At 57.8% G+C, this 25,489-nt stretch carries 23 protein-coding genes and 2 tRNA genes; 10 read left to right on the forward strand and 15 right to left on the reverse strand.

What is annotated here, in order from left to right:
- Positions 1 to 69: 69 nt before the first annotated feature.
- The 8 genes from CFN46_RS10545 (at position 70) to CFN46_RS10580 (ending at position 8,385) form a co-directional block, all read left to right on the forward strand.
- Positions 70 to 1,611 (forward strand): sigma-54 dependent transcriptional regulator, encoded by a 1,542-nt coding sequence (locus tag CFN46_RS10545; RefSeq protein ID WP_088743530.1) that lies wholly within the window; start codon positions 70 to 72, stop codon positions 1,609 to 1,611.
- Positions 1,612 to 1,968: 357 nt separating this feature from the next.
- Positions 1,969 to 2,343, forward strand: a complete 375-nt coding sequence (locus tag CFN46_RS10550) for a hypothetical protein (protein WP_088743531.1) — start codon at positions 1,969 to 1,971, stop codon at positions 2,341 to 2,343.
- Between the two features lie 359 nt (positions 2,344 to 2,702).
- Positions 2,703 to 4,103, forward strand: coding sequence for a polynucleotide adenylyltransferase PcnB (gene pcnB, locus CFN46_RS10555; RefSeq protein ID WP_024952161.1), 1,401 nt, complete (start codon positions 2,703 to 2,705; stop codon positions 4,101 to 4,103).
- Between the two features lie 21 nt (positions 4,104 to 4,124).
- The gene (gene folK, locus CFN46_RS10560; RefSeq protein WP_024952160.1) at positions 4,125 to 4,622 is read left to right on the forward strand and encodes a 2-amino-4-hydroxy-6-hydroxymethyldihydropteridine diphosphokinase; all 498 of its coding nucleotides are present in this window, start codon (positions 4,125 to 4,127) and stop codon (positions 4,620 to 4,622) included.
- Between the two features lie 168 nt (positions 4,623 to 4,790).
- Positions 4,791 to 5,582, forward strand: coding sequence for a 3-methyl-2-oxobutanoate hydroxymethyltransferase (gene panB, locus CFN46_RS10565; protein ID WP_088743532.1), 792 nt, complete (start codon positions 4,791 to 4,793; stop codon positions 5,580 to 5,582).
- Entirely contained in the window at positions 5,582 to 6,436 is an 855-nt protein-coding gene (gene panC / locus CFN46_RS10570; RefSeq protein WP_088743533.1) for a pantoate--beta-alanine ligase, read from the forward strand. Before panB ends, panC begins: the two co-directional genes overlap by 1 nt.
- A 79-nt stretch (positions 6,437 to 6,515) precedes the next feature.
- The gene (panD, locus tag CFN46_RS10575) at positions 6,516 to 6,896 is read left to right on the forward strand and encodes an aspartate 1-decarboxylase (RefSeq protein ID WP_024952157.1); all 381 of its coding nucleotides are present in this window, start codon (positions 6,516 to 6,518) and stop codon (positions 6,894 to 6,896) included.
- 307 nt (positions 6,897 to 7,203) lie between these two features.
- Positions 7,204 to 8,385: an acetyl-CoA C-acetyltransferase gene (locus CFN46_RS10580; RefSeq protein ID WP_024952156.1), complete on the forward strand. Its 1,182-nt coding sequence runs from the start codon at positions 7,204 to 7,206 to the stop codon at positions 8,383 to 8,385.
- A 140-nt stretch (positions 8,386 to 8,525) separates the two neighbouring features.
- Here the strand turns inward: CFN46_RS10580 and pnp are convergent, their stop codons facing one another.
- The 15 genes from pnp to rlmE all read right to left on the reverse strand — a co-directional run bounded on the left by pnp (position 8,526) and on the right by rlmE (position 24,610).
- Positions 8,526 to 10,679, reverse strand: coding sequence for a polyribonucleotide nucleotidyltransferase (gene pnp, locus CFN46_RS10585; protein WP_088743534.1), 2,154 nt, complete (start codon positions 10,677 to 10,679; stop codon positions 8,526 to 8,528).
- A 247-nt stretch (positions 10,680 to 10,926) separates the two neighbouring features.
- Entirely contained in the window at positions 10,927 to 11,196 is a 270-nt protein-coding gene (rpsO, locus tag CFN46_RS10590) for a 30S ribosomal protein S15 (protein WP_024952154.1), read from the reverse strand.
- Between the two features lie 100 nt (positions 11,197 to 11,296).
- The gene (gene truB / locus CFN46_RS10595) at positions 11,297 to 12,226 is read right to left on the reverse strand and encodes a tRNA pseudouridine(55) synthase TruB (RefSeq protein WP_024952153.1); all 930 of its coding nucleotides are present in this window, start codon (positions 12,224 to 12,226) and stop codon (positions 11,297 to 11,299) included.
- Positions 12,226 to 12,651 carry a 30S ribosome-binding factor RbfA gene (gene rbfA / locus CFN46_RS10600; RefSeq protein WP_088743535.1) on the reverse strand — a complete coding sequence of 142 codons (426 nt, stop codon included), beginning with the start codon at positions 12,649 to 12,651 and terminating at the stop codon, positions 12,226 to 12,228. The genes truB and rbfA overlap by 1 nt, the downstream gene beginning before the upstream one ends.
- Positions 12,652 to 12,678: 27 nt before the next feature.
- Positions 12,679 to 15,108 (reverse strand): translation initiation factor IF-2, encoded by a 2,430-nt coding sequence (gene infB / locus CFN46_RS10605; RefSeq protein ID WP_088743536.1) that lies wholly within the window; start codon positions 15,106 to 15,108, stop codon positions 12,679 to 12,681.
- A gap of 27 nt (positions 15,109 to 15,135) precedes the next feature.
- Positions 15,136 to 16,629, reverse strand: coding sequence for a transcription termination factor NusA (nusA, locus tag CFN46_RS10610; RefSeq protein WP_088743537.1), 1,494 nt, complete (start codon positions 16,627 to 16,629; stop codon positions 15,136 to 15,138).
- Between the two features lie 76 nt (positions 16,630 to 16,705).
- Complete coding sequence (rimP, locus tag CFN46_RS10615; protein ID WP_024952151.1) at positions 16,706 to 17,164, reverse strand: ribosome maturation factor RimP; 459 nt, start codon at positions 17,162 to 17,164, stop codon at positions 16,706 to 16,708.
- A 123-nt stretch (positions 17,165 to 17,287) separates the two neighbouring features.
- Positions 17,288 to 17,364 (reverse strand) — tRNA-Met (locus CFN46_RS10620).
- Between the two features lie 102 nt (positions 17,365 to 17,466).
- Positions 17,467 to 17,553 (reverse strand) — tRNA-Leu (locus tag CFN46_RS10625).
- 63 nt (positions 17,554 to 17,616) lie between these two features.
- The gene (gene secG / locus CFN46_RS10630; RefSeq protein ID WP_024952150.1) at positions 17,617 to 18,003 is read right to left on the reverse strand and encodes a preprotein translocase subunit SecG; all 387 of its coding nucleotides are present in this window, start codon (positions 18,001 to 18,003) and stop codon (positions 17,617 to 17,619) included.
- A gap of 5 nt (positions 18,004 to 18,008) precedes the next feature.
- On the reverse strand, positions 18,009 to 18,755 hold the full coding sequence (gene tpiA / locus CFN46_RS10635) for a triose-phosphate isomerase (protein ID WP_088743538.1): 747 nt from the start codon (positions 18,753 to 18,755) through the stop codon (positions 18,009 to 18,011).
- Between the two features lie 199 nt (positions 18,756 to 18,954).
- Positions 18,955 to 20,298 (reverse strand): phosphoglucosamine mutase, encoded by a 1,344-nt coding sequence (gene glmM, locus CFN46_RS10640; RefSeq protein ID WP_088743539.1) that lies wholly within the window; start codon positions 20,296 to 20,298, stop codon positions 18,955 to 18,957.
- A complete protein-coding gene (folP, locus tag CFN46_RS10645; protein ID WP_088743642.1) occupies positions 20,295 to 21,086 on the reverse strand; it encodes a dihydropteroate synthase in 792 nt (263 codons plus the stop codon). Before folP ends, glmM begins: the two co-directional genes overlap by 4 nt.
- Positions 21,087 to 21,579: 493 nt before the next feature.
- Positions 21,580 to 23,562, reverse strand: coding sequence for an ATP-dependent zinc metalloprotease FtsH (ftsH, locus tag CFN46_RS10650; protein ID WP_024952146.1), 1,983 nt, complete (start codon positions 23,560 to 23,562; stop codon positions 21,580 to 21,582).
- Between the two features lie 424 nt (positions 23,563 to 23,986).
- Positions 23,987 to 24,610 carry a 23S rRNA (uridine(2552)-2'-O)-methyltransferase RlmE gene (rlmE, locus tag CFN46_RS10655; protein WP_254918472.1) on the reverse strand — a complete coding sequence of 208 codons (624 nt, stop codon included), beginning with the start codon at positions 24,608 to 24,610 and terminating at the stop codon, positions 23,987 to 23,989.
- A gap of 281 nt (positions 24,611 to 24,891) precedes the next feature.
- Here rlmE and yhbY point away from each other — a divergent pair, with 281 nt between their 5' ends.
- Together yhbY and CFN46_RS10665 are read left to right on the forward strand one after the other, a co-directional pair.
- A complete protein-coding gene (gene yhbY / locus CFN46_RS10660) occupies positions 24,892 to 25,206 on the forward strand; it encodes a ribosome assembly RNA-binding protein YhbY (protein ID WP_024952144.1) in 315 nt (104 codons plus the stop codon).
- Positions 25,207 to 25,248: 42 nt separating this feature from the next.
- On the forward strand, positions 25,249 to 25,473 hold the full coding sequence (locus CFN46_RS10665) for a hypothetical protein (protein ID WP_024952143.1): 225 nt from the start codon (positions 25,249 to 25,251) through the stop codon (positions 25,471 to 25,473).
- Positions 25,474 to 25,489: the final 16 nt, after the last annotated feature.

Genomic DNA, 25,489 nt, shown 5'->3' on the forward strand with positions numbered 1-25,489 from the left:
TGAACAGGACAGACTCACCAGGCAATATTCACTCCCGCATACATCTCATCAGGCGAGCGACCTCACTCAATGGCCCGGATTCTGATCGTCGAAAAGGAAGGTGCCACACGCAATACGTTGCAACACCTGCTGGAGCGCGAAGGGCATGGTGTCGTTCAGGCCAATGGGCTGGAGGACGCCTACACCCAGGCGCCAGCCGACTTTGCACTCGTAATCTGCGATATCGCACTGGCCGGTGAGCATGCCGAGCCCATCATTCAGGCAAGCCGCCCGACACCGGTCATCCTGCTAGCAGACACACCGAGCATGCATGCTGCCATTGCCAGCCTGAAGGCCGGCGCCATCGACTATCTCCCCAAACCCTTCGATCAAGATGTCTTTGCACGCAGCGTTCGCGAGGCGCTGTCACTGCCGCGAGATGCTGCACCGCTGCTGTCCTCCCCAGCACCACCCTCACAGCGGCTGGCCAGCCACCCAGGGGGCACTGGCCAGCCAGTAGAGATGATCGGCCATTGTCGTGCCATGCAGCAGGTCTACACCCGTATACGCAAGGTCGCGCCCGCCGATGTCACCGTTCTGGTGCTCGGTGAGTCCGGCACCGGCAAGGAGCTGGTCGCACGCGCGATTCATCGCCAGAGCGACCGCCACCAAGCGCCACTCATTTGCGTCAACTGTGCTGCCATCCCCGAGACGCTGATTGAGTCAGAGCTATTCGGGCATGAGAAAGGCGCCTTCACCGGCGCCACCAGCTCGCGTACTGGCCTAATCGAAGCGGCCGATGGCGGCACACTATTCCTTGATGAAATCGGTGAACTGCCACTGGATGCCCAGGCACGCTTGCTGCGTGTACTGCAGGAGGGCGAGATTCGCCGCGTGGGGGCCATCGAGACCCGCTACGTGGATATACGCCTGATCGCAGCCACGCATCGCAACCTGCACCAGCTATCCAGCACCGGAGGTTTTCGCCTCGACCTCTACTACCGCCTCAATGTGATGGAGATTGATCTACCTCCCCTACGTGAGCGCGGCGATGACGTATTGGTACTGGCTGAACATCTACTTGATGGCATTGCTCGCAAGCATGGTCGCGACGGCATGCGCCTCTCTCAACGTGCACGGCAGGAAATTCACCACTACGCATGGCCTGGCAATGTTCGTGAGCTGGAAAATGCCCTTGAACGTGGCGTGATTCTCGCAGACCGTCGCATCATTGCCCCTGAGGACCTTGGTCTGCGTGGCCCGTCAGGCTTGCCACCCGAGGCTTCTCACGCTTCTCCCATGGTGGGGGCAAATAGTGATAACGCTCGACAGGGAAGCAATGCGTCGACAGCCTCCTCAACCACAGGCATGCCCGCCCCTGCTGCAAAACTGGCCACCTCGACATCCTCAGAAGCCTCACGCGGCAGCGTGTCCGTCATCAGCGATGATAGCGAAGAGGAAGACTTGTCATTGGAAGACTACTTCCAGCATTTCGTACTCGAGCATCAGGACCACATGAGTGAGACAGAACTGGCACGGCGCCTCGGCATCAGCCGCAAAAACCTGTGGGAACGACGCCAGCGCTTGGGCATCCCACGAAGAAAAGGGCGTCGCGGCACTCCTTCAGCCTAAATATGCTCTCTCTTTTCAAGCACGTCGCGCATAGCTGAAATCGCATTCGTGTGCCCCGCAGATCCTGTATCGGCAGACTCGGCGCACCATCTGGGTGCCTCTCCACGCGCCGATGGCTATCAGACATCGCTGATTTTCTTTCCCAGCACAGCAATTCGCCTACGCCTCGCTAGACTTTAGTGCCGAATCACAGACAAAAAACCGTGTTCAATCATTAGCTTGCAAGCCATTCCTTTAGACCTTCGCACCAATTGTTACCATCGACCCCAAACTATGACCCCATCCGGCGCAGCAATGGCCACGTCAGGTAACACCTTGACCCGCTATACACCTCACGTCTCAGCGACCTATGTCTAAATGACTGAATTGCGTGTTTTTTTTAAGCTGTGGCACATCCGATGCAACATCACGGTCAAGAAAAAGAACAACCGGAAATACGAAGCGCGCCTAACAACAACAAAATTGCGCAATGCTTCGAAAACCCTCGACACCAACAAGAACAATACTCGTCGAGCGAGTGACATTGATGATGACCAGCATGTCTCGACCCACAACGTTGGGCGATGGCAAGAGCCACAACAAGAACAAGCGGCCGCAGGGCATCATCCGCCGATCCAACAACAACAATATATCGGCAGTCCGGAATCTATTGACCAGGACGCGACGAATCCGGCCTCGAGCGCCAACAAGAATAATATGCTCGACCTCGGATCACCCCCGAAACAACAATAACTCTCGGGGGTAGGCTATTCAGCCGTCGGTGAATGGAAGATTGTTTTGAATACGAGATGGTCACCGAACAGACAGCCAGATAACAACAACATGATCTGTCTGAATTGATTAGTGACTGTGGTCCGTATTCAGGGCGATGCGCCATCACGAAAAAGAACATCCGCTCAAGGATGCGTGTACTCTACCTGCAAGGGAGACCGAGTAATCGGTCTCCCTTTTTCCTTGCTAGGGAGGTGATTTTTTACCCCACTGGCACCCTAAAGTGCAGAGTCGGCCCATATACGGCAGACCGGCGCTTTGCCAAGGTATCTGCCCTCAGCTACACTGGGCGGCCTGCCACGCACGAGTCGAATCGCTGCATGCTTAAAGGATTTACCCGCTTTCTACAACGCCCCGGTGACCGCTTGAAGACGCTTTTCAATGCAACTGACGCGCCCGCGGCCTCATTGCCCAGCCTGCGTGTGATTCCGCGGGATGAGCATCCCGTGTCCCGCCGCCAACTCAGCGAAAATGCGCTGAAGGTGCTCTATCGTCTGCAGAGTGGTGGCTATCAGGCCTATCTGGTCGGTGGCTGCATCCGTGATGCCTTGCTCGGGGAACGCCCAAAGGACTTCGACGTAGCGACCAACGCCACGCCAGAACAGGTCCGCGAGCTGTTCCGCAATGCCCGCATCATCGGACGCCGCTTCCGTATCGTGCACGTACGCTTCGGACGCGAGGTGATCGAGGTCACCACCTTCCGCGGCAAGCCAGCCGATAGCACGCCGAGCCAGCACACTCAGCAGTCGGAAGACGGCATGCTGCTGCGCGATAATGTCTGGGGCTCCATCGAGGAGGATGCGCTACGCCGCGACTTCACGATCAATGCCCTGTACTACGACGTCTCGGACTTCACGATCCACGACTGGGCGCATGGTGTACGTGATATTGAAGCACGCATGATTCGCTTGATCGGTGATCCTGAGACTCGCTATCGCGAGGATCCGGTACGGATGCTGCGTGCGGTGCGCTTTGCCGGCAAGCTGGACTTCGATATCGAAGAGGCGACTGCCGAGCCCATGTACGAACAGGCCCCGCTGCTGCTACAGATTCCACCAGCGCGCATGTTCGAGGAAGTGCTCAAACTGTTCATGTCTGGCTACGCACTGGAAACCTTCCATCTGCTGCGTGAGTTTGGCCTGTTCCAGATGCTCTTCCCAGAGACAGAAGAGAGCTTCGCACATTATCCGTGGTCCATGCCGCTCATCGAGAAAGCGCTGGCCAGCACTGATGATCGTATTCGCGAAGACAAGCCGGTCACGCCTGCCTTCCTGTATGCCGCCCTGCTTTGGCCTGGCGTCAAGGCGCGTACTGACCAGCTAATGGAAAGTGGCATGCCTGATATTCCGGCTGCCCATCAAGCGTCTCAACAGGCTATCGCGCGCCAGCTTAACCATACCTCTATCCCGAAGCGCTTCAGTATTCCGATGCGCGAAATTTGGGATATGCAGGCCAAGCTACCGCGTCGCCGTGGCAAACGCGCCTTCCAGACCCGCGAGCACCCGCGCTTCCGCGCCGCCTACGACTTCCTGCTGCTGCGGGAATTTGCTGGCGAGATCGAACACGGCCTGGGCAAATGGTGGACCGACTTCCAGGAAGTCGATGCACGCACTCAGGTATCGATGATCGAACTGGTCGCCGATGAAGGGCCCGCTGGCAGTAAGCCGGTGGGTGTCAAACGTCGTGGCAAGCGTCGGCGTAACGGTCGTGGACAGGGCTAAGCAGTTGAGCAGGAAACCCGCATGACCTCGACTGCCCTGATCGGCCTGGGGGCCAACCTCGACAATCCGCGCGCTCAACTCGAGCGCGCGATTGAGGCTCTCGATCAGCTTCCGCTGACACATTGCACGCGCCATTCACGGCTGTATGCCAGCAAGCCGGTCGGCCCTCAGGATCAGCCCGACTACGTCAATGCCGTCGCCGAGCTGCATACCCGCCTGTCTCCCCTCGCGCTACTGGATCAGCTGCAGGCACTTGAGCAGCAGCATCGTCGTGTGCGCCTGCGCCATTGGGGACCGCGTACACTGGATCTTGATCTGCTCCTGTTTGATGATCGCGCCATCATCATGCCCCGCCTCGTCGTACCACATCCCGAAATGCTTAACCGCGGCTTCGTGATGCGCCCTCTTGCTGACCTGCTGGGCTCCCGGACATTCATGTCATTGAGTAATGAAGATCTCGAGACGCTGGCGCAACAGGTTGAGGGTGACGACTTGCTCCCGCTCGGGCCTCAGGAGTAGAGTTTCGCTACTCTGTTACCGTTATGCCCATTTCAGGCTTCCCGGTAACACTTTCTGGTAACACCGGCCGTTCCGCCACACGCCTGCTCCTCAGGCCTGCTTGGTGATAGTGCCTGCTCGACGCCACGGGCAGGCGCGTTATACGCGCCGCAACGAGTACGCTTCCTGATGAAAAACGTCACCCTGAGCACCCTGCGCCGTCTCAAGGCTGATGGTGAGACGTTCAGTTGCCTCACCGCCTATGATGCCACCTTTGCCCATCTTGCCGGTGATGCCGGTATCGAAGTGCTATTGGTCGGCGATTCTCTCGGCATGGTCCTGCAGGGCCATGCCAGTACTCTGCCTGTCACCATCGATGATATCTGCTATCACACGACTGCTGTCGCGCGCGGCAAGCAAGGTAGTCTGCTGATGGCCGATCTTCCCTTCATGAGCAACGCCAGCACCGACATTCTGCTCGACCACGCCGCTCGCTTGATGCGCGCTGGCGCCGAGATGGTCAAGGTCGAAGGCGAAGCCTGGCTAGCAGGTGCCGTCACTGCGCTCGTCCAGCGCGGTGTGCCAGTCTGCGTCCACATGGGACTGACACCGCAGCATGTCCATGCCTTCGGTGGCTATAAGGTACAGGGCCGTGAAGAGGCGCGCGCCGAGCAGATCATCGCAGATGCCCGCACACTGGAAACCGCAGGCGCGGCAATCATTCTGCTGGAATGCGTCCCTTCTGAACTGGCACGCCAAGTGCGTGACGCCGTCAGCGTGCCCGTCATTGGCATTGGTGCTGGCGTAGACGTGGATGGTCAGATTCTTGTCATGCACGACATGCTCGACCTGACCACTGGCCGCAAGCCCCGCTTCGTCAAGAACTTCATGGCCGATGCCGGCAGCGTGCAAGCAGCTTTCGCGGCCTATCACCAGGCTGTTAAAGCGCGCAGTTTTCCCGCGCCGGAGCATGGCTTCTGATGGATACCGTTTTCCACGCCAGTACACTGCGCGAACGTCTCACCACAGCACGGCAGGCCGGACAGCGCATCGCACTGGTGCCGACCATGGGCAATCTGCATGCCGGCCATCTATCGCTGGTGCGCGAAGCGCGCCGCCACGCCGACCTGGTCGTGGCAAGCATATTCGTCAATCCGTTGCAGTTTGGGCCCAGTGAAGACCTCGACAACTATCCTCGTACACTCGCGGCAGATCAGCATGCATTGATGACCGAAGGCTGCGATCTACTTTTTGCACCCTCGACGACAGAGCTCTATCCCGAAGGCCGCGATGGACTGTGCAATGTTCAGGTCCACGGTGTCTCCGAGGGCCTGTGCGGAGGTAGGCGTCCGGGCCACTTCGATGGCGTGGCGACGGTCGTCAGCATTCTATTCAATCTGGTACGTCCCGATATCGCCTGCTTCGGTGAGAAGGACTTTCAGCAGCTGGCAGTGATCCGCAAGCTCAATCGCGACCTTCACTTCAACATCGATATTGTGGGCGTACCTATCGTGCGCGCCGAAGATGGATTGGCGCTCTCGTCACGTAATGGTTACCTGAGCACTGATGAGCGCGAGATTGCTCCCAAGCTCAAGCAGTGCCTGGATGCCCTGAAGACACGGCTTGAGAAAGGCATCGAGCCTGCTGAATCCTTGCGTGTAACACTAGCGGCGATCAGCGAGAGTGGTTTCAAGCCGGATTATCTCGAGTTACGTCGCACATCAGATCTCAGTCCTATCGCTGATGACACACGTGAAGCCATTATTTTGGCAGCCGCTCATCTAGGTCGCACACGCTTACTCGACAACCTGAAGGTCGTTCTACCGACGACCTGATATCTGTATAGACTGCGCTATCTGCCGGTCAGCCATCCCCTTTTCATGGGCCGGCGGCGCTTTTCCTGGAGGAATACCGATGCAAGCCATCATGCTCAAGGCCAAGCTGCACATGGCCCGCGTGACTCATGCCGTACTCAACTATGAAGGATCCTGTGCGATTGATGGCGATCTTCTCGATATGGCTGGCGTCCGTGAGTACGAACAAATCCAGATCTACAACGTGGATAACGGCAAGCGCTTCACCACCTATGCCATCCGTGGTGAAGAAGGGTCGAAGATGATCTCCGTGAATGGCGCAGCGGCGCACCAGGCAGATGTTGGTGATCGCGTGATCATCTGCGCCTTTGCCAATTACGCCGAGAGTGAGCTGGAAGCCCACAAACCTGCCATGGTCTATCTGATGGAAGGCAACGAGATCAGCCACACAGCCAATGCCATCCCTGTTCAAATGGCCTAAAGCTCGACATCTTTGCTAGTTCTTCTCTAACGCCAGCTCTGCTCACCAGCAGGGCTGGCGTTTTGCATTATGCTTATTCTCTATCTTTACTTCACTTATCCCCTCAGCCTGACAGAGTGAAAACGGAAGGCTTTCACTGTGGCAAATGACTGACATCTCGGAAGCACTTTGACGATTGCCGCATTGCACAACACTGCCTTATGCTGGATTCTCATATCAGCAGGGCTGTATGACGCGTGCGCTATCTGTCCGCACTCATTGCAGTTCTTTGACCCCGATAGTCTCGGCAGAGTAGAGGAGCATTCAGATGCAAGATGTGGTGATCGTAGCAGCCCGCCGTACCGCCGTTGGTGCTTTCAGCGGTAGCTTGGCCGGCATTTCCGCCGCAGACCTCGGCGCCCATGTCATCAAGGATATCCTCGCCAGCACGGGTGTCAGCGGTGACCAGGTCGATGAAGTCCTGCTCGGCCAGGTACTGACTGCCGGTTGTGGCCAGAACCCGGCACGCCAGGCGGTCATCAAGGCAGGTCTACCGGAAGGCGTGCCGGCGATGACGATCAACAAGGTCTGTGGCTCCGGCCTCAAGGCACTGCATTTGGCGACTCAGGCCATTCGTTGCGGAGATGCAGATCTGGTTCTAGCCGGCGGCCAGGAAAACATGTCCATGTCTCCACATCTGCTGCCCAACTCGCGTAATGGCCAGCGCATGGGGGACTGGAAGGCAATTGACTCCATGGTCCACGACGGTCTGTGGGATGCCTTCAATGATATCCACATGGGCGTTACTGCCGAGAACCTCGCCGAGAAATACGATATCAGCCGTGAAGCACAAGATGCCTTCGCCGCGGCTTCTCAGCAAAAAGCCTGTGCCGCTATTGAGGCCGGTCGCTTCAAAGGCCAGATAGTGCCGGTAGAGATACCCCAGCGCAAAGGTGATCCAGTGGTCTTCGATACCGACGAGAATCCGCGTGCGGGGACGACTGCCGAGAAGCTCGCGGGCATGCGCCCCGCCTTCAAGAAGGATGGCAGTGTCACCGCGGGTAATGCATCCTCACTGAACGATGGCGCGGCTGTGGTCATGCTATGCTCTGCCGACAAGGCACGTGAGCTCGGCCTGACACCACTGGCGACCATCAAAGCCTATGCAAGCTCTGGTGTTGACCCGAAGATCATGGGCATTGGGCCGGCACCGGCCACACGTCGCTGCCTCGAAAAAGCTGGCTGGAGTCTTGAAGACCTGGACCTGGTTGAAGCCAATGAGGCTTTCGCAGCTCAAGCATTATCCGTCAACAAGGAGCTAGGCTGGGATACTGACAAGGTCAACGTCAATGGCGGTGCAATTGCTCTTGGCCATCCCATTGGCGCCTCTGGCTGCCGTATCCTGGTATCTCTCGTACACGAGATGATTGCGCGCGATGCCAAGAAAGGCTTGGCCACGTTGTGCATCGGTGGCGGCCAAGGTATCGCGCTGGCCATCGAGCGCAGCTGATCGTCAGTCAGTGAGCCGCTCCCTCCTACCTTCACAGGATTTAGGTGGAGATACGCAAAACCCCGCCAGTCACACTGGCGGGGTTTTTTGTGGGCACTCAATTACAAAGGTGTTACGACACGAGGAGTCTTGCACAAACTCTACTGGCTATCTGCCTGCTCAGCGAGTCTGGCTGCTGCCTGCTCGGCAGCAAACGCTGCCTTCTCGTCTTCACTGACCTCTTTCAGCGACAGCTTGACGCGATTACGGTTATCAATATCAAGCACCTTGACCACGACCTCGTCACCTTCATTGAGGTAATCGCGCACATCATTGACGCGCTCGTCGACGATCTGCGAGATATGCAGCAGGCCATCAGTACCCGGCATGAAGGTAATGAATGCACCGAAGTCAGCGATACGCACCACCTTGCCAGCATAGAGCTTGCCAATCTCAGCCTCGGCAATGATGCCTTCCACGAAATCTGCCGCCGCACGGGCCTGTGCCTTATGCTCAGCGTAGATACGCACACTACCGTCATCATCAAGATCGACGTTGGCGCCGGTCTCTTCACAGATCTTGCGGATGGTAGACCCCCCTTTGCCGATCACATCGCGCACCTTGTTCGGCGCGATCTTCAGCGACAGCATCGCCGGGGCATTGTCAGACACCTCTTCGCGACTACCCTTCAAGACAGCGTTCATCTGCTCGAGAATGGTCAGGCGCGCCTCAAGCGCCTGCTCCAGCGCCTGCTCCATGATCTCTTCATCAATCCCTTCGATCTTGATATCCATCTGCAATGCCGTCACGCCATGCGCGGTGCCTGCAACCTTGAAGTCCATGTCGCCGAGGTGGTCTTCATCGCCCAGGATATCGGTCAGGACGGCGACACCTCTCGCATCCTTGACCAACCCCATGGCGATACCGGCGACAGGTGCCTTGAGTGGCACACCAGCATCCATCAATGCCAGCGAGGCGCCGCACACAGATGCCATCGAACTTGAACCATTGGATTCAGTGATCTCGGAAACGACACGAATGGCATAGGGAAAGTCCTCCAGCGATGGCAGCATGGCCTCGATGCCACGTCGCGCCAGCCGGCCATGGCCGATTTCGCGCCGCTTGGGCGAACCAATGAAACCCGCCTCCCCCACACAGTAAGGCGGGAAATTGTAATGCAGCATGAAGCGATCCTGCTTCTCGCCAGACAACCCCTCTATCAGCTGAGAGTCACGCGTATTACCTAGCGTGGCAGCCACAATGGCCTGGGTCTCGCCGCGCGTGAACAGCGCCGAGCCATGTACCTTGGGCAACATACCAACCTCGATGTCCAGCGGGCGCACGGTACGCGCATCACGCCCATCAATACGCGGCTCACCGGCAATGACTCGCTGACGTACGATACGCTTTTCCAGTGTCGCAAAGGCACCCATGATTGTCGCCGCTTCAAAGCGCGCGTCATGCTCATTGGCCAGCACTTCAATAGCCCGAGCTTTGAGTACCGCTAGAGCATCCTGACGCGCCATCTTGTCGGTCAAGCGATAGGCTTCTCCGATCTGCATGGCAAAATCACGCTCCAGCGCCTCAACCAATACGGTGTCAGGCGCCTGTGCCACCCACGACCATTTGGGGCAATTCACCTTGGCCGCAAACAATTCGATGGCAGTGATCGCCTTTTGCATCTCGTGGTGACCAAATAGCACTGCGCCCAGCATTTCATCTTCCAGCAACTCATGTGCCGAAGACTCCACCATCAACACCGCTTTCTCTGTACCGGCAACGACCATATCCAGCTCGGAGTGAGTCAGCTCGGAATGTCCGGGATTCAAGAAATAGCCGCGCTCCTCACTGAAACCAACACGTGCTGCCCCGACCGGACCGGCAAACGGCACGCCAGAAATGCTCAGCGCTGCCGAGGTACCAATCAATGCAGCAATATCAGGATCAACATTGCGCTCCGCTGACATCACCGTGCAAACCACCTGAACTTCATTCATGAAGCCCTTCGGAAACAAGGGGCGCATTGGCCGATCGATCAAACGCGACGTCAGCGTCTCTTTCTCGCTAGGCCGTCCTTCACGCTTGAGAAAGCCACCAGGAATACGGCCGACCGCATAGGCCTTTTCCTGATAATGTACCGACAACGGAAAGAAGGACTGACCGGGCTTCGGCGACTTCTTCGCGACCACGGTGCATAGTACTGAGGTATTGCCCATGGTCACCATGACGCTGCCCGTCGCCTGACGCGCGATACGACCAGTTTCGAGGGTGATAGTGTCATTACCGTACTGGAAGCTGTGAGTAACCGGATTCACGGCGCATGTCCTTTTCTGATAGTCATCGATGTCTGGCGCTCATGGTAAAGCGTGGCGCAGGCAATGGAAAGCCGACTCACCTCCCGCTGCATGCGGGCTGCAGCGAAGATAGCGGCATATAAGTTACCGGTCAGTGGACATGACATCCGGGCACAAAAAAACCGGCAACGCCCGCAGGCAGTGCCGGTTTTCCTGTGCCCACCGGGGGCCCGCCATACACCGAGATGTATGGCGGCAACATCGCTTGTTAGCGACGCAGACCCAGGCGCTGGATCAGAGCGGTGTAACGCTCGAAGTCCTTGCGCTTGAGGTAGTCAAGCAGCTTACGACGCTGGTTGACCATGCGGATCAGGCCACGACGGGAGTGGTGATCCTGCTTGTTGGCCTTGAAGTGACCCTGCAGGCCATCAATGTTGGCGCTCAGCAGTGCAACCTGAACTTCCGGGGAACCGGTGTCGTTCTCGCCACGGCCGAATTCGGTAACGATCTCAGCCTTCTTCTCAGCGGTAAGTGCCATCTGTCTCTCCAGTAAGCAATATGCTTGATAGATAAGAAATGTCGAAGACCACGCATATTTGCAGTCTTCATGCGGCTTGCGGACGGGCCACAATGAATGCTCACCCAGCCGCCGCTTCCACGGCAGTGCTGAGCAGTCGGCGAGGAGCAATAATGCCCTCCGCCACAATCCGAACCAGCCCGAGCAACTGCTGGTCCTGATACACACGGGTCACAGAATCCACCTCAAGCGCTCCTGTTGCCATCTCTGCTTGCTGACCACGCAATATCTGCCACGCCACCTCGGCACTGATGTCGAGGCGCGGGAGATGATCGAGCAAAATGTCTACAGGCAACAGAACACCCTCACGTGCCTGCTGATCCGCAAGTGCCTCAAGGCGCTCGAAGTCCAGCATGGCATCTCCCGTGAAGGGACCTGTTTTCAGACGACGCAACGCCGTGAGGTGGGCTCCACAGCCCAGCGTCTCGCCGATATCCTCGGCTAGACTGCGTATATAGGTGCCCTTGCTGACCGCCACTTCGATCTCGATGCCATCGGAGTGCCGTGCAAGAAGCGCCATATTGTAGATGGTAACGCGACGGACTGCACGCTCGATTTCAATGCCCTGACGCGCCAGCTCATAGAGTGGACGGCCTTGGTGTTTGAGCGCGGAGTACATCGGCGGTACCTGATCGATCTCACCACGAAAACGGTCCAGAACGGTCTCGAGTTCAGCATCCGTGACGTCGGGAATTTCCCGCTCGCGAATCACCGTGCCTTCGGCGTCTCCGGTATCCGTGTCCTGACCGAATTTGATTCGTGCTCGGTAGACCTTATCCGCCTCGAGTAAATGCGAGGAGAACTTGGTCGCCTCCCCAAAGCAGACTGGCAGCAAGCCAGTCGCCATGGGATCGAGCGTACCGGTATGACCGGCCTTCTGCGCCTGGTAGAGACGACGTGCCTTTTGAAGCGCGTAATTGCTGGACATACCCTTGGGCTTGTCCAGCAATAAAACGCCATCAATCGGCAAGCCGCGACGACGACGCGCCATCAGGCGTTCGGCGTGGTGCCCGGGGCACCATCTTCGTTGTCTTCATCACCGCGCTCGACACTGCGTCTGCGGTCATCTGCGACCGCATCGTTGATCAGTGAAGACAGGTGATGACCACGAACGACGCTTTCATCGTAATGGAAGCGCAGCTCGGGCACGTGACGCAGCTCAATGGTACGCGCCAGCTGGGAACGCAGGAAACCTGCCGCGCGCTTGAGCACGGCGAGGTTTTCCTTGATACGTTCCGGACTGTCGTCACCCAGCAGGGTCACATAGACATCGGAATAAGACAGGTCGCGGCTGACCTTGGCGGCGCTGACCGTCAGCATGCCAAGGCGCGGGTCCTTGACCTCGCGCTGAATCAACAGCGCGAGTTCTTGCTGGATCTGGTCCGCGACGCGGTCAGTACGGCTGTATTCACGCATCCGTGATATCTCCTCGCAGGGACACTATCAGAGAGTACGCTCGACCTGGATCTGGTCGAACACCTCAATCTTGTCGCCCACTTGCACGTCGTTGTAGTTCTTGACGCCGATACCACATTCCATGCCATTGCGGACTTCGTTGACGTCATCCTTGAAGCGACGCAGAGATTCCAGCTCGCCTTCATAGATGACCACGTTGTCACGCAGTACACGGATGCGCTTGGAGCGATACATGTTGCCTTCGACAACCATACAACCGGCGATAGCGCCGATTTTCGGTGCCTTGAAGACATCGCGAACTTCTGCAATACCGACGATCTGCTCGCGGAATTCCGGAGCCAGCATACCAGTCATGGCCAGCTTGACCTCATCGATCAGCTGGTAGATGACGCTGTAGTAGCGCAGATCCAGACCTTCACGCTCAACGATCTCACGAGCGGAGGCATCGGCACGAACGTTGAAACCGACCAGGATGGCTTCAGAAGCCAGTGCCAGGTTGGCATCAGTACCGGCGATACCGCCGACACCGGAAGAAACCACTGCGACCTTGACTTCGTCGGTGGAGAGTTCTTCCAGCGCGCCACGAATGGCTTCCAGAGACCCTTGCACGTCTGCCTTGAGGACGATGTTGACCTTGGCCACTTCGTCTTGGCCCATCTGGGAGAACATGTTCTCCAGCTTGGCCTTCTGCTGACGTGCCAGACGCACTTCACGGTACTTGCCTTGGCGGAAGTTGGCGACTTCGCGTGCCTTCTTCTCGTCCGGGACCACGGTGAATTCTTCACCGGCATCCGGAGTGCCACCCAGGCCCTGAATCTCGACCGGCATAGCCGGACCAACAGAATCGACCTGCTGGCCAAGCTCGTTGATCAGCGCACGTACGCGGCCGTAATGCAGGCCAGCGAGAACGATATCGCCTTTCTTCAGAGTTCCGTTCTGGACCAGAACGGTCGCCACCGGACCACGGCCCTTGTCGAGACGTGACTCGACAACGACGCCTTTACCCGGCGCAGACGGGACAGCCTGGAGCTCAAGTACTTCGGAGACCAACAGCACTGCTTCAAGCAGAGCATCGATGTTCTCACCGGTCTTGGCAGACACGTGGATGAACTGCGTGTCACCGCCCCACTCTTCAGAGATGACGCCGTGCTGGGACAGCTCATTCTTGACGCGATCCGGATCAGCACCAGCCTTATCGATCTTGTTGACAGCCACGACCAGCGGAACACCCGCGGCCTTGGCATGCTCAACCGCCTCGATAGTCTGCGGCATCACGCCATCATCAGCAGCCACCACGAGGATGACTACGTCAGTCGCCTTGGCACCGCGAGCACGCATGGCGGTAAACGCCGCGTGGCCCGGAGTATCCAGGAAGGTGACGTCGCCATTGTCGTGTTCGACATGGTAAGCACCGATGTGCTGGGTGATACCCCCAGCCTCGCCGGTAGCAACCTTGGTGCGACGGATATAATCCAGCAACGAGGTCTTACCATGGTCAACGTGACCCATGACGGTGACGACGGGTGCGCGAGTGATCTTCTCACCCTCGTAGGAGATGCCTTCGAGAACAGCTGTCTCGAGCGCGTCATCCTTGATCAGCTTGGGCGTGTGCCCCATTTCCTCGACCACAAAGGACGCGGTTTCCTGATCAATCGTCTGGTTGATAGTGACCGCAGCGCCCATGTTGAACATGGTCTTGATCACTTCAGCAGCTTTGACGGCCATCTTGTCCGCAAGGTCTGCCACTGAGATGGACTCAGGAATGGAGACTTCACGCACAAAGGTTTGGACCGGCTTCGGCGGCTGACGGTTGCTATCGCGACCGCCACGACGACCACCACGACGCTCAGCGCGCTTGACCTTCTTGGTCCCGCCACGCTTGCGCTCGCTACGATCTTCACGGGCTTCACGACGATCACGCGACTCATCACGCGGCGCAGCCTTGGCACGGCGCGGTGCATCACCACGTGGCTCTTTCGGCGGAGCGTTGACTTCCGGTGCCGCAGCGACAGGCGCAGCAGCAGGTGCTGGCGCGCTTTGACGCGGACGCTCGTCACGACGCTCTTCGCGCGCTGGTGCTACTGCAGGCTTGTCAGCCACAGGAGCGGCCGGCGCTTCAGCAGCAGCGGCCGGAGCCTCAGCTACCTGCTCTTCGCCATCTTTGACGTAGGTACGCTTCTTGCGTACCTGCACCTCGATGGACTTGCCACGACCGCCAGCCGTATTGATGCGCGACTTGGTCTTGCGGGTCAGGGTGATACGGTTTTTCGGTGCTGCCGGTGCAGCGCCACCGCCGTGACTTTTGGTGAGGTGATCAAGCAGCTTCTTCTTGTCGACCTCAGACACGCCGTCATTTTCTGACTTGTGCGCCAGACCGGCTTCGTGCATCTGCTCTAGTAGACGGGCTGACTCGCGGCCCACCTTCTTGGCGAATTCTTTGACTGTCATTTCTGACATTACGACCCTCCTGAGCCCGTGACCTAGTTACTGTTCGCTTGCGAACCAGGGCGCGCGGGCGGTCATGATCAACGCCGCTGCTCGCTCTTCGTCGACGCCATCGATGTCTTTTAGATCATCGACGGCCTGCTCGGCAAGGTCTTCCATAGTGACAATACCCTTGCTAGCCAGAATGTATGCCAGATGACTCTCCATGCCTTCCATGCTGAGCAGATCTTCGGCCGGCTGAGCGCCGTCCAGCTGCTCTTCGGTGGCGATGGCGAGATTCAGCATTTCATCCTTGGCCCGAGCGCGCAGCTCTTCGACCAGATTCTGGTCAAAGCCCTCAACCTCGAGCATTTCCTCGAGCGGGACATAGGCGATTTCCTCGAGAGAGGTGAAGCCCTCGTCCACCAGGACACGGGCTAGATCCTCTTCAATCTCGAGATGAGTGATGAAATATTCGACAAAGCTGTCGATTTCCTGCTCGCGCTTGCCTTCGGCTTCCGCCTCGGTCATGACGTTGAGCGACCAGCCGGTCAGCTCACTGGCCAGACGTACGTTCTGACCGCTGCGACCAATGGCCTGAGCCAGATTGTCCGCGGCGACAGCGACATCCATGGAATGGGTGTCCTCGTCGACCAGAATGGAGCCGACATCAGCCGGTGCCATGGCGTTGATGACCAATTGGGCAGGATTATCATCCCACAGGATGATATCCACGCGTTCATTGCGTAGTTCATTGGAGACTGCCTGCACGCGCGAACCACGCATGCCAACACAGGCACCAATCGGATCGATGCGCTTGTCGTTGCTCTTGACCGCAATCTTGGCACGCGAGCCCGGATCACGGGCAGCGCCCTTGATCTCGATCAGCTGCTCGGCAATTTCCGGGACTTCGATCTTGAACAATTCGATGATCAGCTCGGGCCGCGTACGCGACAGGATCAACTGAGAGCCACGGGCTTCAGCATCAACCTTCCACAGCAGTGCACGAACACGCTCATTCAAGCGATAGCGCTCGCCATGGATCATCTCGCCACGCGGCAAGAAGCCTTCTGCGTTATCACCCAAGTCGATGATCAGGCCGTCGCGTGTCGTTTTCTTGACAATACCCGCGACCAATTCACCTTCACGCTCAGCGTAAAGACGCACGACTTCCGCGCGCTCTGCCTCACGTACCTTCTGCACGATCACCTGTTTGGCAGTCTGTGCAGCGATACGACCAAAGGCTTCGGATTCGATCTGCTTTTCGACTACAACACCCAATGCCAACGGTTCTTCGCGTTGTTCCGCGATGCTGGCCTTGATCTCGTAATCAGGCGTCTCGAATTCATCATCCTCGACGACAGTCCAGCGACGGAAAGTCGCATAGTCACCGGTGACACGATCGATCTTGACGCGGATATCCGCCTCTTCCTGATCAAATCGCTTACGTGAAGCCGAAGCCAATGCCGCCTCGACGGCTTCGAAAATCACATCCCGCGGCACGCCCTTCTCATTGGAGATGGCGTCTACGACCAGCAGAATCTCTTTGCTCATGACTTTGCCTCGCCAGAAACCTGTCCTTGCGCATCGACCCGGGCTCGCATAGCGAGCGGTGTGCCGACAACGTCAGTTATTTGAACTGTGGCACGACGCGTGCCTGGTCGATGCTTTCGATAGGAAAGCAGTATTCTTCTTCATCGACCCGGATCACGACATCACCTTCTTCGGTGCCTGTCACCAGTCCTTGGAACTTGCGCTGGCCATCAAAGGCCTGGCGAAGTCGCAGTGCCACTACGTGACCGATGTAGCGCTCATACTGATCAAGCGTGAACAGCGGACGATCCAAACCTGGAGAAGACACTTCAAGCTGGAACTGACCGGTGATCGGATCTTCGACATCCAGCACAGCACCTACCTGACGACTGACATTTGCACAGTTGTCCACGGTAATGCCATCGGCATGGTCGATATAGATCACCAGACGGGACTGCTTGCCTTGGGAGAGATAGTCGATACCCCAAAGCTCGAAGCCCAGGGCAGAGACTACTGGATCGATAAGCGCATTAAGCGCAGCGTCCTTGGTTGACACAGACGAGGCTCCTACAGCAGTTGCATCAGGCACCTGACCGGGAGTAGAGAAGAGAGCTAGGTGGCTGATTGGCACTGGTGCTAACAAAAAGCCCCTTCATAGGAAGGGGCCTTTCAAGAAACTTGGTAGCGGGGACCGGATTTGAACCGATGACCTTCGGGTTATGAGCCCGACGAGCTACCAGACTGCTCCACCCCGCAACAATAGTCGAACGATTTTACTGTCACCATAAAATGAGGTCAAGGAATGACGTCTTTCCAAGGTGGCAATGCTACGTTCTGACTGCCAATCGATCTAACAGATGGTGCCGAAGGGGGGACTTGAACCCCCACGACCATAAGGCCACTACCCCCTCAAGATAGCGTGTCTACCAATTCCACCACTTCGGCACGGGGGCGGGTATCGCCTGAGACGCTACCCGGAAGAATTCAATCGATAACGCTTTGAATTCTTTAGAGTGCTGGTTGGTCTGCGTCTCCGCTTTCCTCGAGCACTGGCGACGTATTCTCCACACTTTCATCCGCGTCGTCAAGCGAAGGCAGTGAATTTTTCTGTTGCTCGATGACGGTGGCATCCGGAATACCGGCTTCCACTGACGGTTGATTGGCGCCAGACGCGAACCAGGCCAGCGTCAGAGAGGTCGCGAAGAAGCACACGGCCAGAACACCCGTAAAACGCGCGAGGAAATTACCGCTACCACTGGACCCGAATACGGTCTGGGAAGCACCTCCTCCACCGAAGGAAGCACCAGCTTCGGCTCCCTTGCCCTGCTGAAGAAGGACGAGCACGATCAACGCGACCGCGAGTACCACATGGACCATCAGAACGGCTACTTGCATGGGATTCAACCTGCAGACTGACAAATGGCTAGGAATTCGTCGGTCTGGAGCGAAGCACCGCCCACCAGACCGCCGTCGATATCCGGCTGCGCAAGCAGCTCGGCGGCATTGGCAGCTTTCATGCTGCCGCCGTACAGCAATTGCATCGCATCAGCGAGCGACGCGGACCACAGCGCCAAGCGCGCACGAATGGCCGCATGCACGGCCTGCGCCTGCTCCGGTGATGCTGTGCGCCCGGTACCAATGGCCCAGACAGGCTCATAGGCAATGACCAGACGCTGGCGTGCTCCCTCGGAAAGCGCGGAGAGCACCGCTTCAAGCTGTCCCAGCACGACACGCTCTGTATCACCCGCTTCACGCTCTTCCAGCGTTTCGCCAATGCACAGCACTGGTGTAAGGCCGATCTCAAGCACAGCCTCGACACGCGCAAGTACAGCCGCGTCATCTTCACCGTAAAGACTACGGCGCTCAGAGTGCCCCACCAACACCAGCGACGCACCTACATCCTTGAGCATCCGCCCACTGACTTCACCAGTAAAAGCACCGGAATCAGCAGGATTCAGCGTCTGGGCACCCAACAACACGGTGTCCGGCAAACGCTCATGCGCAGCACTCAGATAAGGGAAAGGCAGCGCCAAGGCGATCTGAACCCCCTGCGGGAGAGCCGTATTTTTCAGTGCGCCAGCAAACTCGTCAATCAAGGCAAGATCGCCATTCATCTTCCAGTTACCGGCAATCAGCGGTGTACGCATGCGCTTCCCCCTTATGAGCAGTGCGAGGATGGTAATGGAGGCGCCACTCACTGACAACCTTGTCAAGCCCTGCCCGCCCCTGCTAGCGCACCTTTGCGGAGAGTCAAAGACGACGACAGGCGCACATGGCGCCTGTCGTTTTCACTCCCTTTGGTGACCCGGCCAATAACCCCAGCGGGAAGACCAACACCCAGTAAAATCACATGCTGGATTCGACCGTTGCCGCAATCTGCCCAGCCAATGCCTCGACATCAAAGTGCGGGCGCCCTTCGACCATGACACGAATCAGCGGCTCGGTGCCACTGGGGCGCAATAGCACACGCCCTTCATCGCCAAGAATCGCTTCAACCTCGGCAACGGATGCTTGCACGGCGTCTGCCGCCATCAGTGCCTTGTTGTCGCAGCCCGGTGCAAGGCGCACATTGATCAGTGCCTGCGGGGCCTTCTCGAGACCTACCAGCAGCTCGCTGAGAGAGCACTCTTCGCGCGCCATGATCGCCAGCACTTGCAGCGCGGAGACGATGCCGTCTCCTGTGCTCTGAATATGACTACAGACGATATGACCGGACGACTCACCACCCAGCTGCCAACCATTGGCTTCGAGGCGCTCGATCACATAGCGATCACCGACCTTAGCGCGCTCAAAGGGAATACCAATGCCCTCCAATGCTGCCGCCAGACCGAAGTTGGACATCAACGTGCCGACGACACCGCCGCCTAGAACGCCACGCTCATGACGATCACGCGCAATCATGAACAGAATGTCGTCACCATCGATGACACGCCCATCAGCATCGACAAGAATCAGGCGATCACCATCACCATCGAAGGCCACGCCAAGATCAGCGCCCTGCTCGATCACCGCTGCACGCAGTGCCTGCGGATGAGTTGAGCCAACCCCTTGGTTGATATTGAGGCCGTTCGGCTCACCACCGATCACGCTGACGCTGGCGCCCAGCTCGCGGAAAACATTCGGCGCGATATGATAGGTAGCACCATGCGCGCAATCCAGCACCACTTTCATACCGTGCAGACCCAGGCGGCCCGGCAGGGTGGATTTGCAGAACTCAATATAGCGACCAGCAGCATCCTGGATACGCGATGCCTTGCCGAGGCGATCAGGGCCGACAATCTCGATATCACGCTCCAACTCGGCCTCAATCTCAGCCTCTAGCGCATCATCCAGCTTGGTACCCGCCGCCGAGAAGAATTTGATGCCGTTATCGGGATAGGCGTTATGCGATGCCGAGATCACGATGCCTGCATCAGCACGAAAGGTGCGCGTCAGATAAGCAATACCCGGCGTCGGCATAGGGCCAAGCAGTGAGACATCGACACCAGCAGCAGAGAGACCAGATTCCAGCGCCGACTCGAACATGTAGCCCGAGATACGCGTATCCTTGCCAATCAATACTTTACCACGCCCATGACGCGCAAAAACGCGCCCTGCCGCCCAGCCCAGCTTGAGCATGAAATCAGGCGTAATGGGGAACTCCCCGACCGTGCCGCGAATACCATCTGTACCAAAATAACGTCGACTCATCTTATCGTGCCTTCCTGTAGCACGGCCCAAGCCATATCGACAGCGTCGACAGTCGGGGCCACATCGTGAACGCGTAACAGCCGGGCTCCCTCACGAACGGCGAGTGCCGTCAGTGCCAGATTGCCAGCCAGCCTATCCTCTACCGCTCGCCCAAGGGCGTTGCCAATCATGCTCTTGCGCGATGTGCCAATCAGCAGCGGGAGGTTGAATTCGTGTAGCTGCGCCATGCGGTGATACAGACGCAGATTATCTTCCAGCGATTTTCCGAAACCGAAGCCAGGGTCGAGCAATAGGCGCTCGCGCGGGATGCCAGCAGCCGTACAGGCGGTAATCCGAGTGGCGAGAAACTCGTTCACCTCATCTTCAATGGACTGCGCATAATCAGTGTGCTGCTGCATGCTATCCGGCTCACCACGCATGTGCATCAGGCAGACAGGCAGACCACTCGCCGCCGCCGCTTCGAGCGCACCTTCACGCCGCAGCGCACGCACGTCATTGATCATGCCAGCACCGAGGCGAGCCGCTTCATGCATGACGCCGGGACTACTGGTATCGACACTCACCAGGGCTCCCAGCTCGCTCACCAGCCGTTCGACGACGGGACACACGCGAGCCAGCTCTTCATCGACGCTGACTGGTGTCGCGCCTGGGCGGGTGGACTCGCCCCCGACATCTATCATTGCCGCACCATCAATCAGCATCTGCTCAGCATTGCGCAGCGCGGCATCTAGAGTCGCGCTGCGCCCACCATCCGAGAAGGAGTCCGGGGTCACATTGAGAATGCCCATCACACGCGGACGTGAAAGATCGAGCGGCCGACCACCGCAATCCAGCAGCGTCAGGTGGCGCACCAAAGGCTCGTGTGTCGGCGAAGCGGATGAATTGGTCATGACTATCCATGCTGGCTAGCAGGGCCTGCCCGCGATACGACAGCCCTGCCAAGAGAGAAGCGGGCACCCACTTTAAAGAGCCAGCCCAGCACGCGCAAGGCGTGGAATGCCCGCCACATGGGGCGTCAGCAGATGGCAACGCTATCCGCTCAGTCATTTCATCGTTAGCAGCTCATTTACCTGAGAATAGTCGATGATGGATGTGAGCCATTCGTCAGATCTCTTCTCTCATACTGCCAATCCGTCCTGAGCAAAGCCTCAGCTCAGCAGCCATACATCATCCCGACACGCCAGATACGACAATGCCCGATCGGGTATCCCGATCGGGCATTGTCGTGTTTCAGCAGCACGAGTCAGTCATGGACTGCCGTGATCCGCGGCACTGTTCAGCTTAGTGCCCGCTCGGACCACCTAGCGGATCAGACGGACGGCGACGTGTGTCATCATCCTCATCCTCGCTGTCATCCTGTGGCGCTTCAGCAACCGGCTTCTCGAGAGCCACTGGCGTAGTCAAACCACCACCACTGCCATTGGTCGGGTCTTCCCAATCCTTGGGCGGCTTCGGCGTAAGTCCTTTCATGATGTCAGCCAATTGGCTTGCATCAATGGTTTCGTAGGTCATCAGCGCTTCTGTCATGGCATCAAGCTTGTCGCGATTTTCTTCAAGGATCTGCTGCGCCTTGGCATAGCACTCGTCGATGATACGACGCACTTCCTTGTCGAGGCGCGACGTGGTGTCACCTGACTTCAGCTTACCACCACCCTGACCCGGACCACCGAGGAACTGATGAGACTCGTCCTCGTCGTACATGATCGGGCCCATCTCGCTGGAGAGACCCCATTTGGCGACCATGTTGTGGGCAAGCTCGGTAGCACGTTTGATATCGTTGGAAGCCCCGGTAGTGACACCATTCGGCCCCAGCGTCATCTCTTCCGCGATACGACCGCCGAACAATGAACAGATCTGACTAATGATCTGCTGGCGCGAGAAGCTGTAGCGATCCTCTTCCGGCAGGAACATCGTCACACCCAGTGCACGACCGCGCGGGATGATCGATACCTTGTAGACCGGATCATGCTCGGGCATTACCAAGCCGATGATGGCATGGCCAGACTCGTGGTATGCGGTGTTGCGCTTCTCTTTCTCGGACATGACCATCGATTTGCGCTCGGAGCCCATCATGATCTTGTCTTTGGCCAACTCCAGCTCTTCCATGCTCACCAGGCGCTTGTTACGACGTGCGGCGAACAAGGCCGCTTCATTGACCAGGTTGGCCAGATCAGCACCCGAGAAGCCCGGCGTACCCCGTGCAATATTAACTGGCACGACGTCATCCCCCATCGGGACCTTGCGCAGGTGAACACCAAGAATGTGCTCACGGCCGCGAATGTCCGGCAAACCCACCATGACCTGGCGATCGAAGCGCCCCGGGCGCAGCAGTGCCGGATCCAGCACGTCAGGACGGTTGGTCGCGGCAATCACGATAATGCCATCGTTAGCCTCAAAGCCATCCATCTCGACCAGCAGCTGGTTCAACGTCTGCTCGCGCTCATCGTTTCCACCACCCATGCCAGAGCCGCGCTGACGACCGACAGCGTCGATCTCATCGATGAAGATGATGCACGGCGCCTGTTTCTTGGCCTGCTCGAACATGTCACGGACACGGGAAGCACCCACACCGACAAACATCTCGACAAAATCGGAACCCGAGATGCTAAAGAACGGCACCTTGGCTTCACCGGCAATAGCCTTGGCAAGCAGAGTCTTACCCGTGCCTGGCGGACCTATGAGTAGTACGCCGCGCGGAATCTGCCCCCCAAGACGCTGGAACTTGCTGGGATCCTTGAGGAAGTCGACCAACTCCTCGACATCCTCCTTCGCCTCATCACAGCCCGCAACATCCCCGAAGGTAGTCTTGATCTGATCTTGGCTCAGCAGCTTGGCCTTGGACTTCCCGAAACTCATCGGCCCGCCCTTGCCCGCACCACCACCCTGCATCTGGCGCATGAAGAACATGAAAATGGCCAGGATGATCAGGATCGGGAAGCTAGCGATCAACAGACGCGTCCATAGCGACTGTTGTTCCGGCTTCTTGCCAATGACCTCAACCTTGTTGGACAGCAGGTCATCCATCAGCTTGGGATCGGACGCCGCCGGCCGGACCGTGGTGAAGCTTGAGCCGTCGGCTCGCTCACCCTCGATAGTGTAACCATCAATGGTCACACTCTTGATCCGGTCGTTCTGCACCTGCTGGACGAACTGTGAATAGTTCATCGCCTGCGGCGAGTTATCGACGCTGAAGTTGTTGAACACCGTCAGCAGTACTGCCGCGATGATCAACCAGAGAATCAGGTTCTTCGCCATGTCGTTCAAGGGGACACCCTCATTGCATGAATCTGTCTTGGCAAGCCGCGAAAATCGGAATGCCGTCTTGTGGTGGCCTGCCATGCTATCTGATCGTGCCTACGGGGTACCAACCGACGCAACGCGCCGCTCTGCCTACCGAGCCACTCAAAGCTTGCCTGCGTTGCCGTGCTTGCCTGCCAGCATCGGCCATGTCTTCACATGCTACCAACCCGTCATCGGCCATACTGCTGAAGATCATATGCTATCGACACTACACCAGATGGGGGCTGGCAACCATTGCTTAAAGGCCGACCACGGACTATTCAATCGATAGTCAACCTGCATCAGAAAACGATTTGGCTTGATCCATTCGCAATGATGCCAGTCTGACCAAGGATGCCATCACCTGCCTTAACCGGCGATGAAGTCTACACAGCGAGCAATATCAACATCAGCCCTTATAACCCTGGCCAAGCAGATAGACTTCTCGCGAACGTGCACGCGAGGCCTCCGGCTTGCGAGTCACCACCTTATTGAAGCTGGTGCGCATGTCTTTCAGGTAGGCATCAAAACCCTCGCCCTGAAATATCTTGACCAGAAAATTGCCACCCGGCTTTAGCGTCTGGCGCGCCAGATCCAGTGCCAGCTCGACCAGATACATGCCGGCTGGCTGATCAATGGCATTCATGCCGCTCATGTTGGGCGCCATGTCGGAGATCACCAGATCCACCGGACGCTTACCCAGCGTCGCCAGAATGGACTCCAACACAGTGTCTTCCGTGAAGTCGCCCTGAATGAAGTCGACGCCAGCAAGGGCATCCATCTCAAGGATATCGGAGGCAATGACCACACCTTCCATGCCGACACGCTCTGCGGCAATCTGGCTCCAGCCACCGGGGGCGGCACCTAGGTCGATAACAGTCGCACCCGGCTTGAGCAGGCGGTCCTTGTCATCAATTTCAATCAATTTATAGCTGGCACGGGAACGATAGCCGTCGGCCCAGCTACGCTGGACATAAGCATCATCAAAGTGTTCCTTCATCCAGCCAGCACTGCTCTTGCTGGGGAGAGCCACGTTGTCACCTGGTAAGTCGGAAGAATATCGAAAACTGGCGGGAGATAGAGCGGGGAAAGCGACAACACGAAAGGCGTGACACATGTAAGCTCACGGGTCGTGTCATGAGCGCCGTCATGGAGTAGAATGGCGGGTCCTGCGCGCGGTTCCGCCCGCGGGCACAGACATTGCCTGCGCAACAGACGGGTTCACACCCCCGGATTTCAAGCCCTGGAGTCGACCCTGTCTTTCGCTACGCTCCCCGCTCCCATCGGACGCCAACAGGGAAACTTTACGATACCATGAGCTTGTCACAGTCACAAAAGAAAGCATTTCGCAGCATCGGCCACCATCTCGACCCGGTCGTTACCGTTTCAGAGAACGGCCTCTCAGAGGGCGTGATGAATGAACTGGAACGCGCGCTGCACGATCACGAGCTGATCAAACTCAAGCTGGCGATCAACGATCGTGAAGCCCGCGCCGAGGTGGCCCGCCACCTGTGCAGCGAAGCCAACGCCACGCTGATCCAGAGCATCGGCAAGATTGCTCTGCTCTATCGTCGCAATCCGCAGGCCAAGCCGAAGCTGTCCAACGTACAGCGCTTCAGCGAGAAGTAAGCCTGCCTCACGCAGTTCGGGCAAGACACGCCAGGACATGCCGTGAGAAACAAGAACGCCGCCCTCATCGAGGGCGGCGTTCTTGTTTTCTGTTGCCGACAACCACTACCTGACGCGCTGATTCAGTTCAAAGGTGATGTCATCCAGCGCCCGCTGGGTGACCTGATGACGCTTGAGTGTCGTCTGCCCGAAGGATTTCGTGCCCGCAGGCCAAAAAAACAGCCCTGCCGGGGCTACCGGCAGGGCTGTAATGACATCGAAATCTGACGAATCAGAGGCGATG

It is taken from the genome of Cobetia sp. QF-1 (genome assembly GCF_002213105.1).
Taxonomy (GTDB): Bacteria; Pseudomonadota; Gammaproteobacteria; order Pseudomonadales; family Halomonadaceae; genus Cobetia; species Cobetia crustatorum.